The sequence below is a fragment of the Amycolatopsis sp. NPDC049868 genome (genome assembly GCF_044461365.1).
In the GTDB taxonomy this organism is placed as follows: domain Bacteria; phylum Actinomycetota; class Actinomycetes; order Mycobacteriales; family Pseudonocardiaceae; genus Amycolatopsis.
In genome coordinates this window covers 297,529-314,079 of sequence record NZ_JBITKV010000004.1, presented here as the reverse complement: position 1 = coordinate 314,079, position 16,551 = coordinate 297,529, and the positions used below count along the sequence as shown (strand labels likewise).

General features: G+C 68.1%; 12 protein-coding genes. 6 read left to right on the top strand and 6 right to left on the bottom strand.

The window, feature by feature from the left end; translation table 11 throughout:
• Positions 1 to 251: 251 nt before the first annotated feature.
• From ACIBTM_RS20000 to ACIBTM_RS19990, 3 genes are all read right to left on the bottom strand, one after another.
• On the bottom strand, positions 252 to 1,088 hold the full coding sequence (locus ACIBTM_RS20000; protein WP_395878559.1) for an SDR family NAD(P)-dependent oxidoreductase: 837 nt from the start codon (positions 1,086 to 1,088) through the stop codon (positions 252 to 254).
• A 286-nt stretch (positions 1,089 to 1,374) separates the two neighbouring features.
• A complete protein-coding gene (locus ACIBTM_RS19995; protein WP_395878558.1) occupies positions 1,375 to 2,583 on the bottom strand; it encodes a LuxR C-terminal-related transcriptional regulator in 1,209 nt (402 codons plus the stop codon).
• Between the two features lie 496 nt (positions 2,584 to 3,079).
• A complete protein-coding gene (locus ACIBTM_RS19990) occupies positions 3,080 to 3,661 on the bottom strand; it encodes a TetR/AcrR family transcriptional regulator (protein ID WP_395878557.1) in 582 nt (193 codons plus the stop codon).
• 259 nt (positions 3,662 to 3,920) lie between these two features.
• On the opposite strand from ACIBTM_RS19990, the gene ACIBTM_RS19985 reads away from it, so the two are divergent.
• Positions 3,921 to 4,613 carry a class I SAM-dependent methyltransferase gene (locus ACIBTM_RS19985; protein WP_395878556.1) on the top strand — a complete coding sequence of 231 codons (693 nt, stop codon included), beginning with the start codon at positions 3,921 to 3,923 and terminating at the stop codon, positions 4,611 to 4,613.
• Positions 4,614 to 4,619: 6 nt separating this feature from the next.
• On the opposite strand, the gene ACIBTM_RS19980 is transcribed toward ACIBTM_RS19985, so the two are convergent.
• The 3 genes from ACIBTM_RS19980 to ACIBTM_RS19970 all read right to left on the bottom strand — a co-directional run bounded on the left by ACIBTM_RS19980 (position 4,620) and on the right by ACIBTM_RS19970 (position 7,937).
• The gene (locus ACIBTM_RS19980) at positions 4,620 to 5,465 is read right to left on the bottom strand and encodes an NAD-dependent epimerase/dehydratase family protein (RefSeq protein ID WP_395878555.1); all 846 of its coding nucleotides are present in this window, start codon (positions 5,463 to 5,465) and stop codon (positions 4,620 to 4,622) included.
• A 78-nt stretch (positions 5,466 to 5,543) separates the two neighbouring features.
• Positions 5,544 to 6,977 carry an MFS transporter gene (locus ACIBTM_RS19975; protein ID WP_395878554.1) on the bottom strand — a complete coding sequence of 478 codons (1,434 nt, stop codon included), beginning with the start codon at positions 6,975 to 6,977 and terminating at the stop codon, positions 5,544 to 5,546.
• A gap of 174 nt (positions 6,978 to 7,151) precedes the next feature.
• Positions 7,152 to 7,937, bottom strand: a complete 786-nt coding sequence (locus ACIBTM_RS19970) for an SDR family oxidoreductase (protein WP_395878553.1) — start codon at positions 7,935 to 7,937, stop codon at positions 7,152 to 7,154.
• A 245-nt stretch (positions 7,938 to 8,182) separates the two neighbouring features.
• Here ACIBTM_RS19970 and ACIBTM_RS19965 point away from each other — a divergent pair, with 245 nt between their 5' ends.
• The 5 genes from ACIBTM_RS19965 to ACIBTM_RS19945 all read left to right on the top strand — a co-directional run bounded on the left by ACIBTM_RS19965 (position 8,183) and on the right by ACIBTM_RS19945 (position 16,454).
• Positions 8,183 to 8,686 (top strand): nuclear transport factor 2 family protein, encoded by a 504-nt coding sequence (locus ACIBTM_RS19965; RefSeq protein WP_395878552.1) that lies wholly within the window; start codon positions 8,183 to 8,185, stop codon positions 8,684 to 8,686.
• Between the two features lie 37 nt (positions 8,687 to 8,723).
• Positions 8,724 to 9,992, top strand: coding sequence for a Rieske 2Fe-2S domain-containing protein (locus tag ACIBTM_RS19960; RefSeq protein ID WP_395878551.1), 1,269 nt, complete (start codon positions 8,724 to 8,726; stop codon positions 9,990 to 9,992).
• 13 nt (positions 9,993 to 10,005) lie between these two features.
• Positions 10,006 to 10,947, top strand: coding sequence for a PDR/VanB family oxidoreductase (locus ACIBTM_RS19955; protein WP_395878550.1), 942 nt, complete (start codon positions 10,006 to 10,008; stop codon positions 10,945 to 10,947).
• 234 nt (positions 10,948 to 11,181) lie between these two features.
• Positions 11,182 to 12,039: a hypothetical protein gene (locus ACIBTM_RS19950; protein WP_395878549.1), complete on the top strand. Its 858-nt coding sequence runs from the start codon at positions 11,182 to 11,184 to the stop codon at positions 12,037 to 12,039.
• Positions 12,036 to 16,454 (top strand): AAA family ATPase, encoded by a 4,419-nt coding sequence (locus ACIBTM_RS19945; RefSeq protein WP_395878548.1) that lies wholly within the window; start codon positions 12,036 to 12,038, stop codon positions 16,452 to 16,454. Before ACIBTM_RS19950 ends, ACIBTM_RS19945 begins: the two co-directional genes overlap by 4 nt.
• The last annotated feature ends 97 nt before the right edge of the window (positions 16,455 to 16,551 follow it).

Sequence of the window (16,551 nt, the reverse complement as noted above, 5' to 3'; positions counted from 1 at the left end):
TCAACCGGGACTTTTCCGTATGTCGGCAACAATCCCACGGCCTCGGGTGACCGTCCAGCTGGTTTGATGAGAACTAGATCACGGGAATCGGCCCGAAAGGGCAATTTTCAGGCGACCGATCGGCCGACGATCGCGAATACGAAAAAACGGTTCGGAGAATTGCCGCTCCGACACCACGAGACGTTGTCGTGGCGCCGGAACGGCAATTCTCCGAACCTAGGAAATCATTCGCCCGCGGATCGCGCCATCGCTCAGGCGGTGACCCCTTCGCGCAGCATTTTTTGCGTGAGCGCTTCCAGCCGAGCCGCACCGTCCCGGTCGAACAGGGGGTGATCCACGCTGATCCGGCGGCTCTCGATGAACGCGCTCAGCGGTTCGCGCGGCGGGTGATCGATGAACCGGGTGATCGGCGCGGTCACCTGTTCCACCGGCCGCCCGCCCTTCTTCATCTCGGCGACCCTGGCCGCCGTGGCGGCGTCGAACTCGCCCGCGAGACCGGTCCGCGTCCCACCGGGGAAGAGGAGCACGTAGCGACTGCGATTCCCGCGATGCTCGGCCGCGTAGGAGATCCCGAGGAGATCGTTCAGCTTCCCACCTTGGAACATCGCCGCCCAGCCGTCGTAACCGCGTTCCAGCCCCAGGTCGTCCCACTGCACTTCGACCCCGGCCATCCCGGGACCGGCGATGTTCAGCACGACCGGGTCTTCGGCCTTGTTCATCGGATCGGCCAGCCCGTAGCCGAGCAGGTACCGGCTCAGGTAGTACAGCGCGAAATTGTGCTCGAAGCCCTCCGCGGTCATCGCGCGATGGCTCCGGAAGTACCGCGCGCACAGCACCAGGGCGTCCACCACCGCGAAGCCGGCCTTGATCTCCTCGATGACACGCCGGTTTTCACTGACCAGACTGAGATCCGCCTGGATGAAGAAGGCACGCCCGCCGGCGCCCGCCGACTCCGCCGCGTCGAGGAACCCCCTCCCCTTTTCCGGATCGGGGCCGAGAACGACCACCTGTTCGCCCCGTTCGAGGTAGATCTTCGCGAGCTCCCGCCCGATACCCGAGGTACCTCCGGACACAACGATCGTTTTCAACACGTTCCTCCTCGGAAAAGAGACGACAGGCGATCCTCTGGTCATTTCCGGTTCACACCCTGGAGCGCGCCGCCGAATTCAGACCCGCGCCTCGGAATTCGCGGGCCCAGCAGGGAAAGTCGCGGGCAATGGACACCCGAGGGAATTGGCGCGGTTAATGAAGCAGGTTCGACAGCCGTCCCCAGAATGCGCTCACGCGCACCGAATCAGACACTTGAGGCATACGCCCGACTATACCAGACCGATCGGTCCGACGCATCGGATCGTGCCCCGGCAGAAGACGCTTCTACGTCCTTCCGGGTGACACCGCGGTGATGCCGGACGAATCGCGAGGGTCGTCTTCGGGAAGCGAAGACGCCAGCGCGGCCGCCAATTCCCGCCGTCCGGAAATGCTGAGCTTGCGGTAGGTCGCCGACAGATGGAACTCCACCGTCCTGACCTGGAGTGACAACGCCTCCGCGATTTGCCTGTTGCTGTAGCCGATCCGGGCGAGCTGAGCCGTCTTGCACTCCTGGCGGGTGAGTCTCGGCCGCTGGGCGGAACAGGGCAATCTCCGTAGTGCCGCGTCGGTTCGACGGCGCCAGAAACTGTTCGCGCTCATGCGGGCCACCGCGCCCACGGCTTCGAATCTGCTCCGGCCGGCGGCGAAGTCGTTCCGTTCCATGTGCATCGCGCCGAGGTCGTACAGCGCGTGCATGAGCTCGTTGCGCACCTGCGCGTGCTCGAACAGTTCGACCGCCTGTTCCAGCAACGCGAGCGATTCCTCGTCCCGGCGCGCGAGGGCCAGGACGTGCAGCGCGCTGCCCACCGCGCGCGGTGCGCCCCATCGTCGTGCCGCGGCCAACTCGTCCTCGGCCAGCGCCAGCGCCAGATCGAACCGGCGGACGCCGATGGCGCCCAGAGCGGCCCCGGCCCGCCACGGGACGATGGCGGGATTGGTGACGCCCTCCCCCGCGAGGATCCGGCCGCAGGTGCTGTAGTCGTCAATGGCACTGCTGAACTGCCCGAGGCCGATGTTCAGCGCGGCACGGGAGGCCAGAATGTGGGCGCGAGCGTGAACGTCCGCCGCGAGCGAGCCGGCCAGGTCACGCTCGGCCAGGACGCCCTGCGCCCTGTCGAGTTCGCCGATTTGGATGAACGCTTCCACCAGCCACGCGACCACCAATCCCGACCGCTCTTCGCCGACGTCCTGCGCCAGCAGGTGCTCCAGCAGTTCCGAGGCTTCGGCCGAACGCCCGGACAACATCCAGATGCGGGCTCGCGTCACCGTCAGGAGGTGGCGGTCCTGTTCGCTTCTCGCCCAGCCGGGCTGTCTGCTCAGCCGGCGGCAGTGCTCGTTCGCGGAGTTCAGGTTGTCCGCGTTGATCAGCGCCTGCAGCGCCGACCAGACACAGTCCGGCTCCGAGCCGCAGTCCTCCGAGCTCAACACGGCTTCGGCCAGTCGCATGGCCACAACCCGGGCGGTCCCGACCTTGACGAGCCGTTCGGCGCGCATAGCGAGACAGCCGTCCCCGCATTTCCGCTGCGCGGAACGCGGTTCCGGAACCGCGGCTTGAAGACCGGAAACCGCCCGATTGGCGGATAAACCGCGCGGGTTTCTCAGATGGTGGTCATTGCACGGGCGCGCACTTTCTCGCAGGTTCACGGTTTCCCCCATGGCATTGATGCACTATCGAGCGATCGAGCAGATGCCCCGGACAGACGAAGCAGAGGCCGTGGAGATTTCGGCGCGACGGACCACGGCACGTCGAGCGACCGTGATCCGAGATCGGCGGCCGAGCCGAAATCGCGTATGACCAGCTACCCCTCTGGCCGTTCCACGGTCCCACGCCCGATGGCCGGAGATCAAGGAAGTGTTACAAAACCTACGGGGGCACCACAGAGTTCCCGCGAACCGGCGCTTTTCCGGACGGGGGAATCACTACGATTTTCTCCGGCGGAAGCGTCTTGTTTTCGGGGAAACGCCGAAAACTCCTTTCCGGAACGAGCCGTCAGCGGGAGCGCGCGTCCGTGGTTTCGACCCAGACCACGTCTTTCGCGAGCTGGACGGCGATCTCCGCGTTCTCTTCCACACTGAGCACGGAACCGCTACCGAAGAGTCCGTTGATGATGAGGAGGATCCGGTCGGCGAGCCGCTCCGGATCGGCCGCCGCGGTGCGCCTGGTCAGCTCGCAGAGTTGCTCGCGCACGACCTCGAAGTGGGCCATGGCCACCTGGTGGACGAGGTGATCCTCGTCCGGGAACTCCCGGAAGGTGTTGCGGATGGGGCAACCGCGGGTGCCGGGCACGTTGTACGCCGCCAGCCGAACCAGCTCGACCACCTGTTCCTCCGGCTCGGCGTCCATCGCCAGCGTGGCCTTCAGGGTCTGCTCCCAGCTTCGCTCGCTGCGGCGCAGATAGGCCGCGACGAGCTCGTCCTTGCTGCCGAACTCGGCGTAGAGCAGGTGCTTGCCGCAGCCGGCCTCGGAGATGATCCGCTGCATGCCGACAGCGTGGACACCGTGGGAGTCGAACAGGTGGGACGCGGCGTCGAGAATGCGATCACGCGCACCGGCGGGCAGCTTGCTTGGCATATCACCATGTTAGCAGACGGCATCCGGCAGACCCGCGATATCCGCTTCGGCGGCACGGTTTTCGCCTGCCGATTCTGGTAATCTCGGAACAGTCCCGGCGAACTTCCCTTCTCGGCCGAACGGTCTCCTGTACCGGAATCTCCCTCTCCTCGGCAGGGGAAGTGATCCCGAACGGTATCCGTGGCAATGGTGGACGTCCTCACGAGCGGCTGGAGGTATCCGAATGAACACGAGTGAACAGACTTTCTCACAGGAGAATATGGATTACGAAGCGTTGTACGCGCGTCGTGCGACCTTCGACGGCGTCGAACCGGGTGAAGACCTGATCCCCTGGGACATCGGCGAGCCCCAGGCGGCGATCGTCGAACTGGAGCGGACGGGCGGATTCGAGGGCAAGGTGCTCGATGTCGGTTGCGGCCTGGGGGAAAACGCGATCCTGCTGGCGGACCATGGCCATGAGGTGACCGGAGTGGACGGTTCACCCACCGCGATCGAACAGGCCGGGAACCGGGCCTCCGCGCACGGCGTGCGGATTCGATTCGAAGTGGCCGACGCCACCCGGCTCGACAATATCGGCGACGGTTTCGCGACGGTGCTCGACAGCGGCCTTTACCACTGCCTGGACAATGCGCAACGATCGGCTTATGCCGCCGCGCTACACCGGATCACCCTGCCGGACGCCACGCTGCATCTGTTCTGTTTCGCGGAATCCGTGCCCTCGGCGACACCAATCATGGAAGAAGCGCGGATCAGCCCGGACAACCTCCACGCCAACCTGGATCACCATTGGGAGATCCTGGACATCACGGAGACAGTTTTCGCGACGAGTTTCACCCGTGAATTGCTGGCCAGGATGCGCGAGACACGCGCACCGGAAACCGAATCGGTGAAGGTGGACGCTCACGGGCGCGTGCTACTGCCGATGTCCCATGTCCGCGCGCGACGCCGGTAGCTCCTCTCACAGCGCACCGCCGTCCTTGGCGGAGTAGACCGTGGGGTACAGCGGCCGGAACCCGAGGTCGCGGCGGAGCCGGGCGGTGTCGACGATCCCCTCCCACGGATCGTCCAGCGTCCGGCTCTCCGCCCCCTCGGGCATCGGCTCGCCGTTGAGCGCGAACAGTTCCAGCGCGGTGAGCGGTGCGTCGTCCGCCACGTTGTACGTCCTCCCGTCCAGTCCGTCGGCGCGGAGCAGGCCCAGCAGGGCCTCGCCGACGTCCGCGTGGTGCACCAGGTGGAACCGCTTGTGCGGCGGCCAATCCCGGACGAACCGCGGCGATTCCGCGAGATGGGGATCGCCCTCGCCGTAGACGTACGCCAGGCGGGCGATCCGCAACGGCAGGCCGGCCGTGCGATGCAGGTCGAGAAGGAGCTTTTCGGCCTCCGCCTTGCTCGGCGGGTAGGCACCGAAGTCCCGGCTCGGGGCGGGTTCGTCGGTTTCGCGGGCGGGACGGCCCCGGCCCGCTCCGTATACCAGCGTCGTGCTGACGTGGACGAACCGTTCGACCCCCGCCTTGGCCGCCGCTTCGGCCAGTTCGACCGTCGCCTGGTTGTTGACCGCGGCGACTTCCGCGTCGGAGTCGCCACGGAACACCGCGCCGAGGTGCACCACGGCGTCCATCCCGTCGAGGGCCCGTTCGCGGGATTCCGCCTCGCGCAGGTCGCCGACGAACACCTCGGCTCCGAGGCCCGCCGCCTTGCCGGGGTCCCTGACGAACACACGGACACGCTCGTCCTGACGACTCAGCAGCCTGGGTACGAAACGACTGCCCACCCGGCCGGTCGCACCGGTCACCAGAATGGCCACGAGGCCTGCCTCCCGCAATCGGTGAAATGGTTCGGTGGCTCCGGATCCCGTCGACCTGGAGCCACCTGACGAGGATCGTTACGCCTGCTGCTTGCCGGGAGCCAGGACCAAGCACAGTCCCGCGCTGACCACCAACGCCGCCAGCATCACGATCGCGGTCGTGGTGAAAGCCGATTCGTAGCCACCCGTGCCTTCCAGGACCGCGAAGAAGATCGTGCTGAGCGCGGCCACGCCGACGGCGCTGCCGAACTGCTGCCCGGTGGTCCAGACACCGGACGCCGAACCGGCGTACTCGGGCGGCACGGCGGACAGGAACAAGGTCGTCAGCGGCGGCATGACCAGTGTCATCCCCACCCCGAGCAGGAAAAGGCCCGGAACCAGCGACCAACTGCCGATGGTCCCGTCCGCCGCGCCCACGGCGATCAGCAGGGCGACCCCGCCCGCCACCGACACCAGACAGCCGGCGAGCACGATGAATCGGCCGAAACGCACGGTCAGCCGTCCGGTGAACGCGGCCATCGCCAGCCCGCCCGCGGCGAACGCGACCGTGACCAGCCCCGCGTCCAGTGCCGAGAAACGCTGTCCGTCCTGCAACCACAGCGGGAAGATCATCATGAAGCCGGCGAAGCCCGAGAACGACAGCAGCAGGACCAGCAGGCCACCCGCCCCGGTCCGGCTCCGAAACACGGCGACCGGCAGCAGCGCGCCCGCCCTGCGCGCGGGCGAGTTGTGTTCCGCGACGGCGAGCCCCACCACCGCCAGCACCCCGGCGGCCATGAGGGCCCAGCCCCAGGCGGGCCACCCGTAGGTCCGGCCTTCCAGCAAGGGGAACACGATCGCGACCAGCCCGACGACGAGGACCGCGGTGGCTCCCCAGCGCGGCCGGACTCCCCCGACCACTCGGCTCTCCGGGACGAGCCAGACGCCGAGACCGACCAGCACGATCGCCACCGGGACGGTGACCAGGAAGATCATGCGCCAGCCCAGTCCCGCGATGTCCGCGGTGATCAGCACGCCCCCGAGGAGCAGCCCGCCCGCTTGAGCCAGCCCGGAAACCAGGCCGAAGACGCCGAACACCGTGGCGCGTTCGCGCCCGGTGAAGATGACGAACAGCAGGCTCATCACCTGCGGGGCGATCGCGGCGGCGGCCAGTCCCTGCACCGTGCGCGCGGCGATCAACTCGCCGGGACTGTTCGCCAGCCCGCACCACGCGCTCGTCACGGCGAACGCGGCGAGGCCCAGCAGGAACACCCGTTTCCGGCCGTACAGGTCGCCCAGCCTGGCCGCGGTGATCAGCACGACCGCGAACGAGAGCAGGTAGGCGGCGGAGATCCATTCCAGATCGGTCGGACCCGCACCCAGATCGTGCTGGATGGCGGACAAGCCGACGTTGACGATGGTGACGCTCAGCAGGTCGAGCACGAAGGCCAGGACGAGCACGACCATCGCGGCCCACCGGCGTGGGTACAGCACGTCGGAATCGGGTTCGACGGATGTCGTTTCAGTAGTCACACAGCGCTCCTGGTCGGCTGAAGAACAAAAGACGGCAGGAGACGGCTATCCGTTCCCCCACCATGGACCGATCGGTCGGACCGATCGGTCTGCCGTAGTTTCGACCACTCGATCAAGGCTTGTCAAGCCGGGGACGCCATCTCGGACCGATCGGTCCAAGCGGCTCGGACACCGTTATCCGAAATGCTCGACGACGCCGTGCAGCTGCTGGTCGAGGACGTCGTACCCGGCGTCCACCCGGATCACCTGGCCCACCGTGCCGAGCGGGCCGTCGGCCACCGCCACCACGCTGGCCGCCGCGTCGTCGGGATCCATCACCCTGCCCAGGACCGAACGCTCTTCGACGAATTTCCGCAGGTCGTCGTTCAACACCCCAGCAGTCGCGTCGGTCCGCACCGTCGCGAACGCGACCGTGTTGACCACGATTCCGTGTTCCGCGGCCGTGGCCGCAACGTGCCGGGTGAAGGTGTTCAGCGCCGCCTTCGCGGTGGAGTGCGCGGCGACCGCGCCGACCTGATCCGCGGCGGTGCTCGAAATGTAGACGATCCGGCCCGCGCGCCGCCGCTGCATGACCGGCAGTACTTGCCGGGTAAGGAAGAACGCCCCGGCCAGCTCCCCGGTGACCTTGCCGATGAAGGCTTCCCACGACACCGCGAGCAGCGGTTCGAAAGGCGGGTTCACCGTGTTGGCGTTGCATACGAGCACGTCCAGGTGACCGTGTTCGGCGTGCACCCGCCGCATCATGTCGGCGACCTCGCCGTCGTCGCAGACGTCGGCCCGCACCGTCTCGGCCGTCCCGCCGCCGGCTTCGATCTCCCCGACCACCCGGTGCGCGGCGGCGGAGTCCTGCCGGTAGTTGACGATCACGTGGTATCCCCGCCGCCCCAGCTCCCGCGCGGTCGCCGCGCCGATACCCCGGCTCGCCCCGCTGATCAACGCCACCCGCCGCGGCTCGTCCACGTGTCCTCCCAGCGTTCGCCCGTACCACCCGAGGGCGGCCTGTCCGGTCAAGGTAGGACCGGCGGACCGTCGACGTCCCTACGGCTTTCCCACAGGACCCGCCGAGATCTCTTGCCGCGGGCGCCGGCCGGTTGCCACAGTAGATCCGTCACCGACGGCGCGATGTACGCCGCAGTCCGTTTTCGTCAGGACCGGACACACTCCGGCCCGCGAAGACACGCGCCCAGAGCTCGAAAGGCGACCGGATGCGAGACGATGTGGAAACCCCTACGTTGGCGCAGCTGGCCAAACGCGTCGAAGACCTGGAAGCGGTACACGACCTCACGTCGTTGCGCGCCGAATTCCACCGATGCCTCAACAACCGTGAATGGGACGCGCTGGCCGACCTGTTCACCGGCGACGCGCATCTGGACTACGGGGAATACGGCCAGGCCCACGGGACCGACGAGGTCCGTGACTACTACAGCCGGCTGCTGGAAAAGATCAGGGTGATGCGCGACGCGACGGCGATCTCGTTGAAGAACTTCGTCCACGGGCATCAGGTCCGGGTCCACGGTGACGGCACCGCGTCCGGCGTGTGCTTCTACGAAGAGCAGATCAGGTTCAACAAGGACAGCCACGTCTTCAGCAGCGTCGGCCAGTTCACCGACGAGTACGTCCGGAAGGCCGGTCGCTGGTACTTCCGGAAGGTCCGGCTCGACCACTACTGGGTGGTCCCCGAGAACGAGGGCTGGTACTGGCCCTGGTGATTGCCCCCGCCTTTTCCCTACGGCCGAGGAGATCGACTTGACTGAAACCTCCCTTGTGGACAGCGGAACCGGCTACGGCCGCAAGACACCGTCCTACGAACCGCGGCTGGCCGAGGTCGGCCCTGGCACGCCGATGGGCGAGGCACTGCGGCGGTACTGGCAGCCGATCGCCGCCTCGGCGGCCCTCACTTCCGAAGCGCCGCACCGCACACGTGTCCTTGGCGAAGACCTGATCGTCTTCCGCGACGGCCAGGGCAGGCCCGGCGTCGTCTTCGAACGCTGCGCGCATCGGGGCAGCAGCCTGTACTACGGCCGGGTCGAAGACGACGGCATCCGGTGTTGCTATCACGGCTGGAAATTCGACGTTCAAGGCCATTGCCTGGAGCAGGCCTGCGAACCCGGCGGCGGCCTCCGGCGCGACGCCGCGCGCCAGCCCTGGTATCCGGTCGAGGAACGGTACGGGCTCGTGTTCGTCTACATGGGACCGCCCGAACGCAAACCCACCCTGCCCCGGTACGACTGCCTGGAACCCCAGGAAGAGGGCGAGCGGTACCTGGCCGAATGGCCGGTCCCCGGGATGACCGTGACCGGTCTGGTGCAGGACTGCAACTGGCTGCAGATCTACGAGAACGCGATCGACCCGGCGCACATCAGCTGGCTGCACTCCCAGCACAGCGGCTACCAGTTCGTCGGAACGGGCACCACCGGCTTCCCCGAGAACTTCTTCGATCCGGCGACGGCGTCCGACCGGATCACCTACAAGCGGACCGACTTCGGCGCCGCCTACAACGTCCGCTTCACCGGGGACGACAGCGCCGAACGCGGCTGGGGAGCGGACCTGCATCTGCCGAACGTCCTGGTACTGCCGGACTTCGTGAACGTGACCGCCGACGCGAAGGCCGACATGCTGCTCTGGGTCGTCCCGTGCGACGACACCCACAACCGGTCGTTCTTCTCCATCCGGACCAGCGACCCCGAACGCCTGGACCGGTTCTTCCTCGGGGTCAAGCAGAACGGCAAGGATCCGTGGGAACTGTCCGAGGAGGAACGCCGTCAGTACCCCGGTGACGGCGAGGCGCAGCTGTCGCAGGGCCCGGTCACGCTGCACTCCGAGGAGACCCTGGCGACCACCGACCGCGGCGTGGTGATGCTGCGCCGGTTGCTGAAGACCATGGTCGACGACGTGCAGGCGGGCCGCGACCCGCGAGGGGTGAGCCTGACCGAAGTGCCGCCCCGGCACACCGAATCCGGGATGTTCACCGTCGCCGCGGCGGACAAGACCCCGGTGCCGTCGGCCGGGGCCTGAAGGAGACACGAGCGTGGCGTGGACGGAAGCGGTCGTCGTCTCCCATGCCCTGGCGACTCCGGAGATCGCGGTGATCGACCTCGCTCCGGTCGCCGGGGGCGAGTTCCCGGCCTACACCGCGGGGGCGCATGTCGACGTACTGATCGGCTCGGCGGCGGTCCGCCAGTATTCCCTGTGCGGGCCACCGGAGACGGGCCGCTACCGTCTGGCCGTGCTGAACGAGCCGGCTTCCCGGGGCGGGTCGCGGGCGATGCACGCCCTCGAAGTGGGCGACCGGCTGCGGATTTCGGCTCCGCGCAACCGTTTCCCGCTCGTCACGGCACGACGGCACCTGTTGTTCGCCGGCGGGATCGGGATCACTCCCCTGCTGGCGATGGTGCGGCAGCTCCGGAGCGAAGGCGGCGACTACACGCTTCACTACTGTGCTCGCAGTCGTCCCCTCGCCGCCTTCGCCGAGGAACTGGCGGACGATCCACGGGTGACCTTCCACTTCGATGACGGCGAGCCGGACCGGCTGCTGGACATCGACCGGGACCTGGGCGACCCGCGACCGGACACGGCGGTGTACCTCTGCGGCCCGGACGGGTTCATGGAGTACGTACTCGGCAAGGCCGAAGCGCTCGGCTGGCCGGCGGAAGCGCTGCACAAGGAGCGGTTCGGCAACGACGTCGGTGACGGCGGGCCCGGTCCGGACGGCTTCACCGTACGCCTGGCGTCCACCGGCGCCGAGTACTTCGTCCCCGGCGACCGCAGCGTGCTCGACGTCCTGCTGGAGAAGGGTGTCGAGGCGCCTTATTCGTGCCGGCAAGGGATTTGCGGCTCGTGCGTCCGACAGGTGCTGTCCGGCGAGCCCGATCACCGCGACGACGTGCTCACCGACGAGGAGCGCGCCGAAGGCCTGTTCACCACGTGCTCGTCCCGTTCCTTGTCCCCTTTCTTGGAACTGGACATGTGACTCCGCGCTTCGATCCGCAGGACGGTAGGCGGAGGTGTTCGTCGCACAAGGCGGCGAAATCGTCTTCTCGAATTCGTCGCCGTATCGGAAATCCAACCGCCAAGGTCAGCCAGAACGACCGTTAAGAGCCAACTGATCGACTGTCGCGAACGTTTGGAAATAACGCGAACCCGGCGGTTGTCGAATTCGACCCATGCCTTACGCTCGACGCCCTCATCACCGGAAGGGCCACCGATGGCGTTGATAGTCGGAGTGCACGGGATCGGCCAGCAATGGCTTGGGAGACAGCAGCTTCTTGCCGCTTGGGGGCCGGCGCTCAGCGACGGTCTGGAGCGAGCGGCCGGCCGACGGACGACGGTTTCCGACTTCGATATCGCCTTTTACGGGGATATCTTTCTCCCGGATCGGGACGGTGTCACGAATTCCGCCGCCACCAAATCCGGAGTTCCCGATTTCGATCTTGACCTCGGCACCGAGGAATGGTCCGACGTCGCCGAGGCTCTCGCCGAACTGGTCACTCCGGCCGAGGTCGCCGCTGCCGCCGTCGAGGTGCCGAAGGGGTTCGGTCGCTTCCCGCGACCGCTGCAGGCACTGCTCGCGGCGATCGACCGCCGGTACGGGCCTGCCGCCGCGGTGCTCTCGATCAAGGAGCTCCGGCAGGTGCGCCGGTATCTGCGCGAGCCCGCTGTCCGCGAGGCCGTCGACGACCGCGTGCGGGACATGATCCCGGCGGACTGCCGGGTAGTGATCGGACATTCGCTCGGTTCCGTGGTCGCCTACGAACTCCTGCGCCGGAACCCCGGGCTCGGGGTCGAGATGCTGATCACCGCCGGTTCGCCCCTGGCGTTGCGGATGGTGCGGGACCGTCTGCGGGTCGAACCCCTGCTTGTCCCGGACTGGGTCAACATCCGCGACCCGCATGATCCGGTCGCCTGTGCCGGGGAACTACGCGTCTGGTGGCCGCAGATCCGCGAAACCGACGAGATCGTCGTGGACAACGGGGCGAAAGCCCATGCCGCGGAGCGCTACCTCAGCCGTCGTCAGACCGGCGCCGCGCTCCTGCGGGCCATCGCGCAGGAGGCGGGTCGATGACCGGCGACGCCATTCTCCGCAGGCATTTCGTGGCCATCGCGACGGCGGAGTACGACGACGAGCACTGGAGTCCCTTGCCGATCGGCGAGGAGGTCGCCGCTCTGCGTGCCTGGCTGTGCGCGGACCAGCTCGACGGACGGCGGTTCGAGCACCGGTTTCCCGAGCTGGCCGACAATCCCGCGAAACGGGATATCCGCGAGGCGCTGGAAGACCCTCCCCCGGATCACCGCTGGCGGGACGCCGACGCCGCGGTCGTCTTCGTGACCGGGCATGCCGAGGAGGTCGACAAGGCGCACCATTTGATCTTGAAGGAAACCGACTCGGCTCGGCGGGGCGCGACCGCTCTCGCCTCGTTCGAACTCATCCGATGGCTCGCCTGCACGGATATCACGCATCTCGTGGTCATCGTCGACACCTGCTACGCGGGCCTGGTCATCGACGAACTCGCCCGCCTCGACAAGGGCCGCCCCGAGTCGTGGGTGATCCTGGCCGGCGCGGCCAAGACGCAACAGGCCTACCCGGGCAGGCTGAGCCGGGCGATCACCGCGTTCCTCGACAAGCTCGCCTCCCGGGAGGGTGCGCAGTTCGGCCACGCGCCGTATCTGTCGGTGGAAGACCTCCTCGACGGACTGAAAGAGCATCTCGACCGTGGTCAGACACCCGACGCGGTCACGGGGCTGTCCCGGCGCTCGCCGCATGTCTGCCTGCCCAATCCGCACTACCGCCCGGACGCCGTGGTCGAGGTCGCCCCTGCCCGGCAGGATCTCGCACTCTCCCGCCAGGACCTGCGCACCCATTGGGGCCCCAAGGCTCGAGGCGTGGCCACGGACGACGAGCCCGGCTGGCTGTTCACCGGCCGCGCCGAGCTGACGCGGGCCCTGATCGCGGCCGCCACCGGTGAGCCCGGCACGACCTTGGTCACCGGAGCGGCAGGCAGCGGGAAATCCGCGGTGCTCGCCCGGCTGGTGACGCTGAGCGATCCGAGGTTCCGGCGGGTACACGCCGCCGAGCTCAAGGCGGTCCCGGACGATCTGATGCCGCCGTCAGGCGCGGTCGACGTCGCCGTCGTCGCGACCGGAAAGCTCGAAACCGAAGTCCTCGACCAGATCCTGCGCGCCTTCGAGCCAACGCACGTCGATGCCGCGCGGACCGGCGCCGATCTCGACGACCGCCTCGCCGCGTGGCACGCTTCCTTGCTGGCGAACAACCGGATGGCGACCGTGGTCGTGGACGCGGTCGACGAAGCCGCCGCACCGCACGACCTGCTCACCACCCTCCTCGCCCGGCTGGAGCCGAATCCGCGGAAACCTCAGGTCCGGCTGCTCCTCGGCCTGCGTTCGCCGGGTGGGGACGGGCGGATCGATCAGGTGCCGTTCGCCAAGTCTCCGCTCGCGGAGGTCGCCGAGACCCGGTTCGCCACCACACGGATCCGGGTCGACGAGGCACCCTGGTGGAACGCCGCGGACGTCGTGGGCTACGTCGCCGGAATCCTCCGGGACACTCCCGGTTCGCGGTACCACGGCGATATCGGCACCCGGACCACCGAGCTGGCGGCCACGATCGGCGCCCAGGCGGGGCGGTCGTTCCTGTTCGCTCGCCTCGCCGCGACGTCACTCGCCCACGGCACGCTCGGGACATCGTGGCGTGAGGCTCTGCTTCAGGGCGTCACCGGCGTCTTCAAGGCCGACCTCCACGGCACCTTCGCCGACCCTGCCGATCGGCACCGTGCGATCGTGCTCCTCCGGGCGGTCGCGTTCGCCTATGGCGCCGGACTCCCGTGGCGGAAGATCTGGCCGCGGGTCGCCACCGCGATCGGCGACAGTGACTACGAATTCGGCGACACCGACATCTCCTGGCTGCTCGATTCCCGCCTCGGCGCATACCTGATCACCGACCGGAACGACGACACGACCGTGTACCGGCTGTTCCATGACCTGCTCCGCGACACCCTGCGGGACGACTGGCACGAATTGCTCGACCACCCGCCGCTCCAAGCCGACCCCCCGGCCGCCGCCGAGGCCAGGATCGCCGCCGCGCTCGCCGACCTGATGGGGCCTGGCACACCGCCGACCTACGTACGGCGGCACATCGTCGAGCACGCCGCGGCCGGTGGTGTGCTCGACGACCGTTTCCTCAAACCGGACTTCCTGCCCTACGTGGATGCGGCGCGGTTGCGCTCGGTGACCGCACGGATCTCGACACCGGAAGACCGGCTGCTCAGGCACTGGCGCAGCACGCCTCAACGGTCCACATTGGACTCGGTAGCGATCAACGCCGACGCGTTACGCTTCCGCCTCGCCGCGGTGGGGTACAACGCCGGGAAGATCGCCCGTACCGGTGACGGCTGGGAACCACGGTGGCTCAGATGGACCTGTGAGCACGCGGAAATCCTCACCCGATGCTCCTGTCCGGTCCTTGCCGTGGCGACCGTGACCCTTCCCGGGGACAGGCCGATCGTGCTGGTCGGCGGCGACGACGGTGCCCTTTCCCGGTGGGACCCGGTGTCAGGGGAACAGATCGGAGACCCGCTCCTCGGTCACTCCGGCGCGATCAAGGCGATCGCCACCGCCGCGCTGGACGACGGCCGGGTGGTGGCGGTCACCGGGAGCACCGACGGGACGAGCCGGGTCTGGGATATCGCCGCCGCCACTCCGATAGGAACACCTTTCGTGTGCGAAGGCGTGGTCTCCTCCGTCGCGGTCATTCGCCTTCCCGATGGCCGCGTGGTGGCCATCGTGTCCGACGACGGAGCCAAGGTCGTCCGCCTCCGGGATGTGGTGACCGGTGAGCCGGCCGACCCGTTCGCGGCGGATGTCGGTCACGGCTCGGCGCTCGCCGGGACGGCACTGCCCGACGGCAGGGTGCTGGCGCTGGCGGCGACCCCCGGCGGTGCCGTCCATGTCTGGGATGTCACGACCGGGGACACCCTGCATGTGTGGGACCGGGTGACGGGCGACCAGAAGGGAGCCATGCACGACCCCGCGTTGCTCAAGACCATCCGCGGCACCGCCACCGCCGTCGTCGCCGATGTGTTACCCGGCGGGAGGACGGTGGCGGTGGTGGGTGGCTCCGACGGCGAGTTGTGGTTCCACGACCTCGTCTCCGGAGACGAGATCCTGACCGGTGCGATCCCGGAGGAGTTCACCGTCCGGGCGATGGCGCTGGTCGACATGCCGGGCGAACAGGCGAAGAGCCTTGTGGTCCTCGCCGACCGGCTGTGGATCGCGGCGCTCGGAGAGGAACAGCTCATCTTCAAGCGCATCGGCAGCGGCGCGCTGGCTCTGCACTCGCTCGCGACGATCGCGCTCCCCGACCGAAGTGTCGCCGCGGTGACGGGCGGCCGTGACAACGTCGTCCGGCTCTGGCACTTGACCACCGACGCGGCCGCGGCCCGCACCGAGGCGGAGTGGGTTCGTGCGCTCACCACGGCGAGGCTGCCCAAGGGCAGGGAGATCGCCGTGCACAACAGCGGCGAATCGCTGCGCCTCGTGGATCTCCGCAGCGGCTCGGAAGTGCGAAGAATCGAGGAAGGCAGGCGCGTCAACGCCCTCAAGGTGCTGACTCTTCCCGACGGACGTGTCGCGGTGGCCGGTTCCTCCGGGTGGGATCCGCTGATCCGGGTGTGGGATCTCGCCACCGGAGACCAGGTGTCGGAGATATGGACGGGACACGCGGTGGGGGTAGCCGCCATGGCCACCGCGGTGCTGCCGGACGGCCAGACGGTCGTGATCAGCGCGGGCAGCTTCGGAAGCGGTGTCCATCTGTGGGACCCCGGCTCCGGAGCCTCCCTCGGCCGGGTTTCCCGCGGTCCCTTCGCGGGCGCGAGATCGATCGAACGCTCACCCCGGTCCGACGGAATGATGAACTACGAGATCGGTAACGACGAGCACCCCTGGAACGGTTACTTCGGCATCCAGATGGCGCTCACCGCGGTACTGCCCGACGGCCGGGTAGTGGCCCTCGCGAGCGGCGACGACGGCACCGTCTGTGTCTGGGACCTCGTCACGCGCCGCCGCCTCGGCGACGTCAACCTCGGCTGTTCGATCTCCACCGGCGTCACCCTGACCTGGCCCGACGGCCGGTGCGTGGCGGTGCTCGGCGGTGCGGACGGGATGCTACGGACGGTGGACATCGCCACGGTCCGGCTCTTCGGGACACCCGGCTCCGCACACAGCGGTCCGGTGGAGGCGCTCACCGCCGTCCGGTTGGCGGACGGCCGGCCGGTCGTGATCAGCGCCGGCAACGATGGTGTCGTCCAGGCCTGGGACCCGGTCTCGGCGCGATCGATCGGCCACCCGCTCCTGCTCGACGGCGAAGTCCTCACCGTGCACGGCGTCTCGCGGCGCAAGGCTCCTCAGCTGCTGATCGGTGGAAACGGCGTGGCCTGTATGGAACTCCGGATCGACGAGCGTTGACGCGGAGCCGCGAGGTCGCATCGGGCGGGAAGCGGAAATGGCCCCTAGCACGGCACTCTTTCCTCACCCAGCATAGGAAACGTGACCAATCCACGAG